This is a genomic window from Pseudoalteromonas sp. C2R02, from assembly GCF_018860845.1.
GTDB lineage: Bacteria > Pseudomonadota > Gammaproteobacteria > Enterobacterales > Alteromonadaceae > Pseudoalteromonas.
Genome location: NZ_JAHKQC010000037.1, coordinates 130,989 through 144,739, shown reverse-complemented (window position 1 = coordinate 144,739; position 13,751 = coordinate 130,989). Strand labels below are relative to the sequence as shown.

At 34.7% G+C, this 13,751-nt stretch carries 10 protein-coding genes; 7 read left to right on the top strand and 3 right to left on the bottom strand.

Annotated elements, in window-relative coordinates:
• Positions 1-6: 6 nt before the first annotated feature.
• Positions 7-852: a 3-deoxy-8-phosphooctulonate synthase gene (gene kdsA / locus KO527_RS17035; protein ID WP_216041490.1), complete on the top strand. Its 846-nt coding sequence runs from the start codon at positions 7-9 to the stop codon at positions 850-852.
• Positions 853-915: 63 nt separating this feature from the next.
• On the opposite strand, the gene recN is transcribed toward kdsA, so the two are convergent.
• Positions 916-2,586 (bottom strand): DNA repair protein RecN, encoded by a 1,671-nt coding sequence (gene recN / locus KO527_RS17030; RefSeq protein WP_216041489.1) that lies wholly within the window; start codon positions 2,584-2,586, stop codon positions 916-918.
• Positions 2,587-2,753: 167 nt separating this feature from the next.
• Here recN and KO527_RS17025 point away from each other — a divergent pair, with 167 nt between their 5' ends.
• From KO527_RS17025 to hemH, 4 genes are all read left to right on the top strand, one after another.
• Entirely contained in the window at positions 2,754-4,694 is a 1,941-nt protein-coding gene (locus tag KO527_RS17025; protein ID WP_216041488.1) for a RecQ family ATP-dependent DNA helicase, read from the top strand.
• A gap of 202 nt (positions 4,695-4,896) precedes the next feature.
• Complete coding sequence (htpG, locus tag KO527_RS17020; RefSeq protein WP_216041487.1) at positions 4,897-6,813, top strand: molecular chaperone HtpG; 1,917 nt, start codon at positions 4,897-4,899, stop codon at positions 6,811-6,813.
• A gap of 153 nt (positions 6,814-6,966) precedes the next feature.
• Entirely contained in the window at positions 6,967-7,611 is a 645-nt protein-coding gene (gene adk, locus KO527_RS17015) for an adenylate kinase (protein WP_216041486.1), read from the top strand.
• A gap of 145 nt (positions 7,612-7,756) precedes the next feature.
• Positions 7,757-8,761, top strand: a complete 1,005-nt coding sequence (hemH, locus tag KO527_RS17010; RefSeq protein ID WP_216041485.1) for a ferrochelatase — start codon at positions 7,757-7,759, stop codon at positions 8,759-8,761.
• Between the two features lie 50 nt (positions 8,762-8,811).
• Here hemH and tpx read toward each other — a convergent pair whose 3' ends face one another.
• Entirely contained in the window at positions 8,812-9,393 is a 582-nt protein-coding gene (gene tpx / locus KO527_RS17005) for a thiol peroxidase (protein ID WP_216041484.1), read from the bottom strand.
• Positions 9,394-9,631: 238 nt separating this feature from the next.
• On the opposite strand from tpx, the gene KO527_RS17000 reads away from it, so the two are divergent.
• Positions 9,632-10,636, top strand: coding sequence for a response regulator (locus KO527_RS17000; protein ID WP_216041483.1), 1,005 nt, complete (start codon positions 9,632-9,634; stop codon positions 10,634-10,636).
• A 359-nt stretch (positions 10,637-10,995) separates the two neighbouring features.
• On the top strand, positions 10,996-11,976 hold the full coding sequence (locus tag KO527_RS16995) for a diguanylate cyclase (protein WP_216041482.1): 981 nt from the start codon (positions 10,996-10,998) through the stop codon (positions 11,974-11,976).
• A 78-nt stretch (positions 11,977-12,054) separates the two neighbouring features.
• On the opposite strand, the gene KO527_RS16990 is transcribed toward KO527_RS16995, so the two are convergent.
• Positions 12,055-13,635 carry a SpoVR family protein gene (locus KO527_RS16990; RefSeq protein WP_216041481.1) on the bottom strand — a complete coding sequence of 527 codons (1,581 nt, stop codon included), beginning with the start codon at positions 13,633-13,635 and terminating at the stop codon, positions 12,055-12,057.
• Positions 13,636-13,751: the final 116 nt, after the last annotated feature.

Sequence of the window (13,751 nt, the reverse complement as noted above, 5' to 3'; positions counted from 1 at the left end):
TAAACAATGAATAAAAATATTATTAATGTACAATCAGTAGAAGTCGCAAATGATAAACCATTTGTTTTATTTGGCGGCATGAATGTATTAGAGTCTCGTGATTTAGCGATGCGTATCGCTGAGCATTACGTTGAAGTGACGCAAAAATTGGGGATCCCATACGTTTTTAAAGCGTCATTTGATAAAGCAAATCGCTCTTCAATTAACTCTTACCGTGGCCCAGGCATGGAAGAAGGCTTAAAGATTTTTGAAGAAATTAAAAATACTTTTAATGTGCCTTTAATTACTGATGTTCATGAACCACACCAAGCATTACCGGTTTCAGAAGTGGTAGATGTCATTCAGTTACCTGCATTCTTGGCCCGTCAAACAGATTTAGTTGTTGCTATGGCAAAAACGGGTGCGGTTATTAACATTAAGAAACCACAGTTTTTAGCACCTCATGAAATGCGCCATATCATTAAAAAGTTTAATGAGGCTGGGAACGATAAAATTATTTTATGTGAACGTGGTTCAAGCTTTGGTTATAACAACTTGGTAGTTGATATGTTGGGTATGGATGACATGAAGCAACAAGCACCTGTTATATTTGATGCAACACACGCTTTACAACGCCCTGGTGGTCGTGCTGATTCTGCTGATGGTCGACGTGCACAAGCTACAGAACTTGCTAGAAGTGGAATTGCATTAGGAATTGCAGGATTATTTATTGAAGCCCATCCAGATCCATCACAAGCTAAGTGTGATGGACCTTGTGCATTACCTTTAGCTAAATTAGAAGCTTATTTAGCACAAATGAAAGCAGTAGATGATTTAGTTAAAAGTTTTGAGCCGCTAAATACCGCAGAATAATTTAAAAATCGTATCAATAAAAAAGAGCTTAACAGCTCTTTTTTTGTTTATAACGATACACAATTAATTGTGCGCGTTTAGTAATTCTCGCGCATTTGTTAATGTGGCTTTACTAATATTATTACCACCTAATAAACGTGCAATTTCGTCTGTACGCCCACTTTTATCTAGCGCTAGCATTTGAGTTGAAGTTTGCTGTCCATCGGTCTGCTTTGAAACAAAAAATTGCTGGTGGCCAGAACTGGCAACTTGCGGCAAATGTGTTACACATATAACTTGAGTAGACTTGCCAAGTTGTCGTAGTAACTCACCTACAGAAGCAGCAGTAGGACCAGATATACCCACATCCACTTCATCAAAAATCAGTGTCGGTGTTGTAACTTTACCTGCAATAATAACTTGAATAGCAAGGCTTATTCGAGATAGCTCACCACCAGACGCTACTTTAGCTAAAGCTTGCAAAGGTTGCCCAGGATTTGTTGATACTAAAAACTCTATGCTATCAGATCCGAATTTATTAGGTGTTAAGTCACTTTGATAGTGCAAATCTATTTTAAAACAACCATGTTCCATAGAGAGTTGATGCATGCTTGAGCTTATCAATTTATTCAGTGTTTGCGCTGCTACTGAACGACTATCACTCAGTAGTTTAGTTTGTAATTGATAATCAGCCAAAGCATCTGAAATTAAGTCTTCGAGTTCTTCAATTCTGGCATTATTAGAACTAATATTATTAAGTTTTGCCACTAAATCTTGGTGCAGTTGGTATAAGTTCTCAGGTTTAGTATGGTGTTTTCTTGCCAAATTTAAAGCTTGGCTCATACGTTCTTCTACTTCAATAAAACGACTCGGATCGCAATCAGTATTATCTTGATAATGTCTAATTTCTGTTGCAGCTTCTTCTATTTGAATACTTGCCTCTATTAATAATTCACTAATAGGTGACAATGCTTTATCAATAGAAGCAAGTTCAGAAAATTGATTTGCACTTTGTTGTACAAAAGTAAAAGCATTAGCGCCATCTTGCTCATATAGTTGTAATAATTGCTGTTGGCATGCACTAATTAGTGTTTGACTATGACTCAGTTTTTTATGCTCAGTTTCTATTTGTTCAAATTCACCTTCTTGTAAGGAAAACTCATCTAGCTCTTGAACTTGGTATTCAAGTAGTTGCAGTTGCGCTTGCTGCTGTGCGTGTTGGTCACTCAGTTGCTTAAATTCTTTCTTTAGTTTGCTGTATACACCGTAAGAAATGTTTACATTATGTTGTAAATCTAGGTGCCCGGCATATTCATCTAATAAATGTAATTGATGTTCAGATTTAGTTAAAAGTTGATGTGCATGTTGGCCATGAATTGAAATTAAGTATTGACCCATTGTTTTTAGTTGACTTGCAGTGACTGCAATACCGTTAATATACCCTTTGCTTCGGCCATTTTTGTTAACTACTCGGCGTATTAAACATTCAGTATCACTGATCAGATCATTATCTTCTAAGAATTTCTTTGCTTCAGGAAGGTTATGTATATCAAATTGCGCACTTACTTGCGCACGTTCACAACTAGGGCGTACAACTGAAGCTTCAGAGCGCTCTCCTAAGCATAATGATAAAGCATCGATGGCGATTGATTTACCAGCACCGGTTTCTCCCGTAATGGTTGTCATTCCAGGGCCCCACTCGGCATTCAGTTTATCAACGATTGCAAAATTTTCGATTTCGAGAGAAATTAACATGCTGTTTATCCATACAGTAACTATACTGGTAATTTATACAGTAAAATTAAATTTAGCAAGTGTAAGATTAAAATTTTTTAATCTTGAAAGTAAAAAACTGGTAAAAAATATAGAATATAATGACTTTTGGCTTTTAACCTGCTGATAATAAATATAGGAAATTACAAATGAACATAGATCTCAGTCAATCTCTAAAGCAGTGGTTTGGTTTTGATTCTTTTAGGCAAGGCCAGGAACAAACAATAACTCAGTTATTAAATGGTCAATCATCATTAGCTATTTTCCCTACTGGATCAGGCAAAAGTTTGTGTTATCAACTCAGTGCAATTCATTTACCACATCTAACACTTGTTGTTTCACCCTTATTAGCTTTAATGAAAGACCAATTAGAATTCTTAGCTAAGAAAGGTATTAAAGCGGCGAGCATTGATTCCACTTTAACCGCTGAGCAAAACAAGCAAGTAATGAATGATGTACGTTCAGGTTATACCAAAATTTTAATGGTTTCTGTTGAGCGTTTTAAAAATGAGCGCTTTAGGCAGTTTATCCAATCAGTTAATGTATCTATGTTAGTGGTTGATGAAGCACACTGTATTTCTGAATGGGGTCACAATTTTAGGCCTGATTATTTAAAACTGCCCGATTATAAAAAGCAACTTAATATCCCTCTAACGTTACTTTTGACTGCAACAGCAACAAAAAAAGTTAAAAAAGATATGGCTGAGCGTTTTAACATCTCACAAGAGCATGTTATTCAAACCGGTTTTTATCGTGATAATCTCGATTTATCTGTTATTCCTGTATCTACTGATAATAAAAATAAAATGTTACTTGATGTGGTTCATAGTCAATCCGGTTCAGGCATTGTTTATGTCACTTTGCAGCACAGTGCTGAGCAAGTTGCACAATTTTTAAAGTCTCATAATATCAATGCATGTGCTTATCATGCAGGCTTTGATAGTGACTTACGTCAAAGTATTCAAAATGATTTTATGGCAGATAAAATTCAAGTGGTGGTTGCGACAATTGCATTTGGTATGGGGATAGATAAGTCAAACATACGATTTGTGATCCATCATGACTTACCTAAATCAATTGAAAACTATTGCCAAGAAATAGGTAGAGCAGGGCGAGATGGGCTCAAGTCTCAGTGTTTTACACTTGCTAATTTAGATGGTCTTAATACAGTTGAGAATTTTGTATTTGGTGATACCCCAGAAAAAAATGCAATTAAATTTATAATCAACAATATGCTTGATGAGAACGATAAAGGTCAGTGGGAACTACAAACGACTGGTTTATCTAATGCAAGTAATATTAAACAACTGCCACTTAAAACATTATTAGTTCAGCTAGAGCTAATGAATGTTATTAAACCTATGTACGCTTATTTTGCAGAATTTAAATATAAGTATTTGCAAGACCAGCAACAGATCTTATCTAGATTCTCACAAGAAAGGGCGACATTTTTATCTGCAATCTTTAACCATACACAGTTTAAAAAAGTATGGGGGTCACTTAATTTTGATGCTTTATATCAAAACTATGGTAGCGATAGAGGCAGAGTGGTTGCAGCTTTAGACTATTTAGCAGAACAAGGATTGATTGAACTTGAAACTAAACGTATTACAGAAGTGTTTAATATTGATGTCGATAAGTTAAATGAAGGCGATATAGTGCAAAATCTTTATGATTATTTTGCCGATAAAGAACAAAAAGAAATCAAACGAATAGCGACACTTGTTAGATTTTTTGAACTTAATTCATGTTTAAGCCACAATTTATCTTTGTACTTTGATGATTATAATTCACCTGAACACTGCGGACACTGCAGTGTATGTAGGGGCCAGGTTGCAAAATTAGCATATTCAACAAATGTTGACTTTCCACAAGATGATTTTTTAATTAAGGCATTAACTGAATTTAAAAATCACTTAAGTGATAAAGTTGCTCATGAATTGACTATAGGAATATATAGTCGGTTTTTAGCAGGGATCAGTATTCCTCTATTTGCTAGAAATAAAGTAAAAAAGCTATCGGGCTTTGCTTGCTGTGAAAACTTAAGGTTTGAAGATATACAACAGAAAATAAGTAAGTTACATTTTTGAGAGTTTTGTAATCAATAATCTATTTGTTTTTACTTAACTTAAAAAGTCCTAAGCCTGCTTTAGGACTTTTTAACAGAAATTGAGATTTTCTCTTGAATTTAATTTTTGCTACCCCATATATATTTCATAAATGATACAAACTACACATGCCTAGCAGTAAAATTGTTTGGGTATGATTTAATATAGATATATGGAAACCTCAATGACGGCTGAATTAAATAAAGAAAACCATTCGTTTGGAACAGATGCAAAACAAATCCTAAATTTAATGATCCATTCTTTATATTCTAATAAAGAAATTTTCTTACGTGAGCTTATCTCAAATGCATCTGATGCAGCAGATAAATTACGTTTCTTAGCTCTTTCTGACGGTAATTTATATCAAGGCGACGCTGAATTAAAACTTACGATCAGCACTGATGAAAAAGCGGGCACAGTAACTATTTCAGATAACGGTATTGGTATGAACCGTGATGAAGTGATTAGCTCATTAGGTACTATCGCAAAATCAGGCACAGCTGAGTTTTTTGAAAACTTATCTGGCGACCAAGCGAAAGATTCGCAATTAATTGGTCAATTTGGTGTTGGTTTTTATTCTGCATTTATCGTTGCCGATGCAGTAACAGTGCGCACGCGCAAAGCGGGTGAAGAAAAAGCTGTTGAATGGCATTCAAAAGGCGAAGGTGAATACACGCTTGCTGAAATTGAAAAAGAAGCACGTGGTACTGAAATTACACTTCATTTAAAAGAAGAAGAAAAAGAATTTGTAGATGGCAATCGTCTACGTGGCATCGTAACTAAATATGCTGATCATATTTCTATCCCTGTACAAATGTTTAAAGATGAGGTGCCAGAGTCTGAAGGTCCTGATGGCGAAAAAATTGCTGCAGTACCAGCCGAGTGGGAAACAATAAATAAAGCAACTGCACTTTGGACTTTAGATAAATCAGAAATTGAAGAATCTGAATATAAAGAGTTTTATAAGCATGTAAGTCATGATTGGGAAGAGCCTCTAACTTGGACTCATAATAAAGTAGAAGGTAAATCTGAATATACTAGTCTACTTTACATCCCTAAAAAAGCACCATTTGATTTATGGAATCGCGACCATAAAAGTGGTTTAAAGCTATATGTTCAACGTGTATTCATTATGGATGATGCTGAACAGTTTATGCCTAGCTACCTACGTTTTGTTAAAGGTTTATTAGATTCTAACGACTTACCACTGAACGTATCTCGTGAAATATTACAAGATAACAAAACAACACAAACAATTCGTAAAGGTTGTACTTCTCGTATTCTTAAAATGCTTGAGCGTATGGGTAAAAATAAAGCTGAAGATTATCAAGTTTTCTGGAATGAGTTTGGTCAGGTGATCAAAGAAGGTCCGGCTGAAGATGCAGCAAACAAAGATGCAATTGCTAAACTATTACGCTTTGCTTCAACAGATAATAATGAATCAATTCAGAGTGTTTCTTTAGCAGATTACGTATCTCGTATGAAAGAAGGACAAGATAAGATTTATTATGTTGTAGCAGATAATTTTGCAGCAGCTAAAAGTTCTCCACACTTAGAAATCTTCCGTAAGAAAGGCATTGAAGTATTATTAATGTCAGATCGTGTTGATGAGTGGATGATGAGCCATTTAACTGAGTTCGATTCTAAGCAGCTTACTTCTATCACGCGTGGTGATTTAGATTTAGGTGATCTTGATGATGAAGAGAGCAAAAAAGAGCAAGAAAACTCAGAAAAAGAAGTTGAAGGTTTAGCTGAACGTATTAAAACAGTATTAGGTGATAAAGTTAAAGAAGTTCGCTTTACTCACAGATTAACTGATTCTCCAGCATGTGTTGTAGCTGATGAAAATGATATGAGTTCACAAATGGCCAAATTAATGGAAGCAGTAGGCCAAGGCGCACCAGAAGCGATGCCTGTTTTTGAACTAAACCCTGAACATCAATTAGTGAAACACCTAAATGATGAGCAAGATGAAGATAAATTTGCACAATGGTCTGAAGTTTTATTAGACCAAGCATTATTGGCAGAACGCGGCAGCTTAAAAGATCCAGCTGGGTTTGTTAGCCGTTTAAATAAGCTAATGTTAGATTTAAGCAAGTAAGATTGCTTAAAATTTAATGAATAAAAAAGGAAGCCTTGCTTCCTTTTTTAATTTCTACAACTTTTGGCGAATTTCCTGCAAAGTTTCTTGAGTATACTTTGCGCTTATGGAAGAATTCGCCTCGAACTTTAATTTCAAACAAAGGCAATTAATATGCGCATTATTCTTTTAGGTGCACCAGGTGCAGGTAAAGGTACTCAAGCTCAATTCTTAATGAATAAATATGGTATTCCACAGATCTCTACTGGCGATATGTTACGTGCAGCGATCAAAGAAGGCACTGAAATGGGTCTTGCAGCTAAAAAAGTAATGGATGCTGGCCAACTAGTTTCAGATGAAATCATCATAGGTTTAGTTAAAGAGCGCATTGCAAAGCCTGATTGTACAAAAGGCTTCTTATTAGATGGTTTCCCTCGTACGATCCCTCAAGCTGATGCAATGAAAGAAAATGGCGTTGACGTTGATAACGTAATCGAGTTTGATGTTGCTGATGAAGTAATTGTTGAACGTATGGGCGGACGCCGTGTACATCCAGCTTCTGGTCGTGTATACCATGTTGTATATAACCCACCTGCAGTTGAAGGTAAAGACAACGAAACTGGTGATGATTTAATTATCCGTGAAGATGATGTTGCTGAAACTGTACGTAAACGTCTTGGCATTTACCATGATCAAACAAAACCATTAGTAGAGTACTACCAAGCAGAAGCTAAATCAGGTAATACAAAATACAATAAATTTGATGGTACACAAGCAGTTGAAGCTGTTAGTGCACAACTTGCTGAGTTATTAGGTTAATATCTAGTAAGTCATCAACTTTAGATTGATCGGTATCATTGCATAATTGATTAATATCTAATAAATTAAAAACCCACATCTTTGTGGGTTTTTACTTATCCGTAGCCGTTCAAAATATGGCTATATCCAACTAAAAAGAAATATAATGAAAATATCTTTATCAAAGAATCCTTCTAAATATGGTGTTTTACTGGTAAATCTAGGTACGCCAGATGAACCGACACCAAAAGCTGTTAAAAAATATTTAAAAGCATTTTTATCAGATACACGAGTTGTGGAAATCCCTGCTTTTATTTGGTATTTCATATTAAATGGTGCCGTTTTACCTTTACGCTGTAAAAAGGTGGCAAAAGCATATGCTTCAATATGGACAGAGCAAGGTTCTCCTTTGAGGGTAATAGGTGAGCAGCAAGCTGAATCTTTATCTCATTTATTAAAAGATAAGCATGAGGTCGATTTAACGATAGAACTGGCTATGACATATGGCAATCCGTCTATCAGCGCTAAATTAGACTTGATGAAAGCAAAAGGTATAGAGAATATACTTGTATTACCTTTATACCCACAATACTCAGCCACAACAACTGCAGCCGTTTTTGATAAATTAAATCAAAGTTTAGCTAAAGTCAGAAATTTACCTGAAATTCGTTTTGTGAAAGATTACTATCAAAACCCACTTTATATAACGGCCTTGGCGCAATCAATTAAAGAATTTTGGCAACAAAAAAATAAAGCTGATAAGCTTATTTTTTCATTTCATGGACTACCAAAAGTTAACATCGAAAAGGGCGACCCTTATTTTGAACACTGTGAATATACAGCGAAAGAGACTGCAAAAACTTTAGGTTTAAGTGATAACGAATGGATGATGACTTTTCAGTCTCGTTTTGGCAAGCAAGAATGGCTCCAACCTTATACTGATAAAACGTTAGAACAGCTTCCGAAAGAAGGGGTTAAATCAGTGCAGTTAATCTGTCCTGCATTTTCTGCTGATTGTTTAGAAACCTTAGAAGAAATTTCAATTGAAAATAAAGAAATTTTTATTGAAGCGGGTGGTAGTGGTTTTGATTATATTCCAGCTTTAAATAATAGGGCCGATCACATAAATGTTTTTGAAGATATTGTAGTTAAAAACCTAACCAATTGGTAATAGCCTAAGAAGGTTGCGCAGTTGAAGTACTGCGCAACGATCTATATCCTTTAAAGTTTTTTAACTGCAGCTTGTACTGATATATAGTCAGGTTCTTGAGATAAGCTAGGAACCAGCTGCTTATAAACTATCTTATGCTGTTTATTTAATAAAAATACAGCTCTTGTCAGTAATCCCATATCTTGGATCATCAAACCGTAATTTTGTCCAAAATCATGCCAAACAGAATCAGATAATGTAATCACTTTATCTATATTCTCTGCTGTGCAAAAACGTTTTTGAGCAAACGGTAAATCAGCGCTAATGGTTAACATCACTAAATTAGGGTGTTCAATAGCAAGTTTTTCATTAAAAAATTTTGTTTGTAAACTACAAACCCCAGTATCTAAGCTTGGCACTACGCTAATTAAGATATTTTTATCTGTAAAATTATCTAATGAAATAGGGCTGAATTTGTCATCAACTACTTTGAAGTTAGGCGCTTGCTGTCCTAGAGAAACTGGGCTACCTAATAAAACAATTGGTTTATCGCCAGCAGTTACCTTACCTGCATCGAGTGTATTAATGTTTGATGTTGACCAAGTGCAAAAACTGGCAGATAAAAAGGCTAAAAATAGCAAGTTACGTAACATAATATTCCTATGAATTGATATAGAGTGTATATTTTTGCGTTGATTCTAAATTAATTTTTTAAGATATAAAATAAATTATTATATAGTTACAGAATTGTCATTAGTTAACTTATTAATTTTACAGTTTAATATTAAATCGAATTTACATTTCTGTTATGCTAAGTTTAGAATTATAAAAAATGTAACTTTAGCTGAATATCTTCTAAAATTACTATTATAAATTAAGAAGAGAATGTGTATGGCCACTCCTATTTTAATATGTGATGATTCAAGGTTAGCTCGTCGTCAGTTGGCACGTTCTTTACCTGATGATTGGGATATACAGATCGAATATGCAGAACATGGGTTACACTGTATAGAACAAATACGTGCAATAAAGCCCGAAATTTTGTTTCTTGACCTAAACATGCCGCAAATGGACGGTTATGAAGTGTTACAGGCCATTCAAGAGCAAGGGTTAGAAGTATTGACCGTTGTAGTATCTGGTGATATTCAACCGACAGCGCATGCCCGTGTAATTGAATTGGGCGCCATAGATTTTATAAAAAAACCATGTTCACCTGAAAAACTAGATGAAATAATTGAAAAGCATGGCATTAAAGATAAAGCGATTAGAGAGCGTTTAGCCCATAAACTTGGGGAGCAAATTGAACCTGAAATCAGAGATATTTATCAGGAGCTGACTAATGTTGCTATGGGGCAAGCTGGAGACTTACTAGCGCGTTTATTAAATGTTTTTGTAAAGCTTCCAATTCCTAATGTAAATGTATTAGAAGTCAGCGAACTGAACATGGCACTGCAATCTATAGATGCCAATGCAAGTACATCAGGTGTTTGTCAAGGCTTTATCGGCGGTGGGGTATCGGGTGAAGCATTAATTTTACTTAATGACTCAAGTTTTAAAGAAATTGCATCTTTGATGAATTACGAAGGTGAAGTTAACGAAAAAGTAGAACTTGAGCTATTAATGGACATTGCAAATATATTAATAGGTTCTGTTTTGTCTGGATTATCAAAACAACTCGATATGCCTTTTAGTCAAGGTCACCCAGTTGTGATGGGCCAACATTGTGATGTTGCCAAGTTAGTAAAAACAAATAAATCAAGATGGCAACGTACATTAGCAATAGAAATTAGTTATGGTATTGAAAATCATGATGTTAATTTTGATTTAATGTTATTGTTTACTGAAGATTCATTAAAAACACTAAAATATAAAGTGCAATATCTATTAGATGATTAACTATAATTAATAAGATTTGTAATATGCCTGCTGATGACTTTTGGATTAGTAAAACTCAATAGGTACGTGATGGATATGTTTTAACCTTAAACTAGAAAATTTGTAATATGCCAGCTGCTGACTTTGAGATGAATGAAATTCAGCAGATACATGATGGATATGTTTTAACCTTAAACTAGAAGATTTGTAATATGCCTGCTGATGACTTTTGGATTAGTAAAACTCAATAGGTACGTGATGGATATGTTTTAACCTTAAACTAGAAGATTTGTAATATGCCAGCTGCTGACTTTGAGATGAATGAAATTCAGCAGATACATGATGGATATGTTTTAACCTTAAACTAGAAGATTTGTAATATGCCAGCTGCTGACTTTGAAATGAATGAAATTCACTGGATGATGGATATGTTTAATACCATAGACGTTGGCTTGGTGGTATTAGATCGTAAATATAATATATGTGTATGGAATGGTTTTATGGAAAACCATTCTGGCTTGTTACCAAGCGCTGTAAAAGATAAAGATGTATTTGATTTGTTTCCCAGTATTGATGAAAAATGGTTCCGCAGTAAATCGGAAGCTGTATTTGTTTTAAAAAATCGCTCTTTTACCATATGGGAACAACAACCTTATATCTTTAAATTTAAAAACTACCGCCCGATCACAGGTAAAGCTGATCATATGTACCAAAATGCGACTTTTATTCCTTTGACAAATACCTTAGGAGAAGTGGGGCATTTATGTATTATTTTATATGATGTGACAGATGAAGCGGTTAATAAAATAGAACTAGAGCTTGCGAACCAAAAGTTAGCTGAGTTAAGTAGAATAGATAGGCTTACGAGTTTATATAATCGTGGTTTTTGGGAAGAATCTCTTCATAAAGAATTCAAACGAATTAATCGCAATAATAATGAAAGTTGCTTATTAATGTTTGATATTGATCATTTTAAACATGTTAACGATAACTTTGGTCATGCAGGCGGCGATGCTGCAATTCGTCATATTGCAGATGTTTTGAAAAAAACGCTACGTGAATCTGATGTCGCAGGTCGATATGGTGGTGAAGAGTTTGCAGTCACTTTAGTTGATACCGATATTGAAGGAGCGATGATTTTTGCTGAGCGCTTAAGAAAGATAATTGAAAGTTCGACAATTATTTATGAAGAATGTGAAATCAAAATAAAGATAAGCTTAGGTATTGCTAAGCTTGAAAGTCACTTTACTAAACATGAAGATTGGATAGTTGCAGCTGATAATGCACTATATCATTCAAAAGAGAATGGTCGTAATCAGGTAACTGTATATAAACATGAGTCTGATAAGGCGGCACAATAATATCAATTCCAATAAATAGATAAGAAATTGTAATTTTCTGATAAAAGCCCCAATTTAAAACTGGGGCTTTATTTTTTACTAAATAGCGGTTTTTTCTTCTTCAGGTGTAGGGCACTGAGCAATAGTCGTGACAGAGCCTGTGACAGAAGCTGTTTCAAGTTTAACTTTAAACCCCCACAGTTGATGTAAATGCTTAATAACTTCATCTTTAGAATCCCCTAACGGGATATCATTATGAGGGATATAACGTAATGTTAATGCTCGGTCTCCTTTTAGATTAACATCAAAAACTTGAATATTTGGTTCTAAATTACTGAGATTGTATTGTTCTGATAATGCTTGTCGAATATCAAGATAGCCTTGTTGATTATGGATAGCGCTAACATTTAAATGATTTTGCTTTTCATCATCTAAAATTGAAAATAATTTAAAATCTCTTATAAGTTTGGGTGAAAGGTATTGGCTAATAAAACTTTCGTCCTTAAAATTCTTCATCGCAAAATGAAGCGTCTCTAACCAATCACTCCCTGCAATCTCAGGAAACCACGCTTTGTCTTCTTCAGTAGGGTTTTCACATATACGTCTAATATCTACCATCATATTAAACCCAAGTGCGTAAGGGTTGATCCCAGAATAATACTGACTGTTGTAGGGAGGTTGATAAACAACATTTGTATGACTTTGTAAAATCTCTAACATAAATGCATCAGTGACTTTCCCTTCATCATACAGATGATTAGTTATAGTGTAATGCCAAAAAGTTGCCCAGCCCTCATTCATAACTTGAGTTTGTTTTTGAGGATAAAAATATTGTGATATTTTTCTAACAATTCGAATAATTTCTCTTTGCCAAGGTTGTAATAAAGGCGCATGCTTTTCAATAAAATAAAGAATATTCTCTTGTGGCTCTGAGGGGAAGTGCGCAATATCCTGTTTTTCTTCAAACTGTTGCTGCGGAATTGTTTTCCACAGTTCATTTACTTGAGACTGTAAATAAGTTTCACGTTCCTCTTGTCGTTTCTGTTCTTCAAATAAAGAGATTGATTGCGGACGTTTATAACGATCAACGCCATAATTCATTAACGCGTGGCAAGAATCAAGTAACGACTCAACTTGTACTAAACCATGTTTTAGCTCGCAATCTGCAATATAGTTTTTAGCAAATACTAAGTAATCAATGATAGAACTTGCATCTGTCCAGGTTTTAAACAAATAATTATTTTTAAAAAATGAATTATGACCATAACACGCATGGGCAATGACAAGTGCTTGCATTGGCAGCGTGTTTTCTTCCATTAAGTATGAAATGCAAGGCTCAGAATTAATCACTATTTCGTATGCCAAGCCCATTTGGCCACGCTTGTAACTTTGCTCTGTTTGAATAAACTTTTTGCCATAAGACCAGTGGCTATAACCAATGGGCATACCTATGCTTGAATAAGCATCCATCATTTGCTCTGCGGCTATCACTTCAATTTGGTTTGGGTAAGTATCTAGTCTGTAATGCGCAGCTACTCGTGCAATTTCTGTTTGATATTGTTCAAGTAGATCAAAGGTCCAATCAGGACCATCACTTAACGCATCCGTTTTTTCACAGTGCTTTTGATTTTTCTGTTTTGGCTTTTTAACTGGCTGATCAATGTTTATTTGTTGAGTCATATTGATCTCCTTTAAAACAAGCTAGTTAAATTTAATGAATGATTAAATCGAACGTATTCAAATAAAGGTCTTATATTTTTACTTTTTGTTAGCATATAGTCCTCCTTAAACGATTT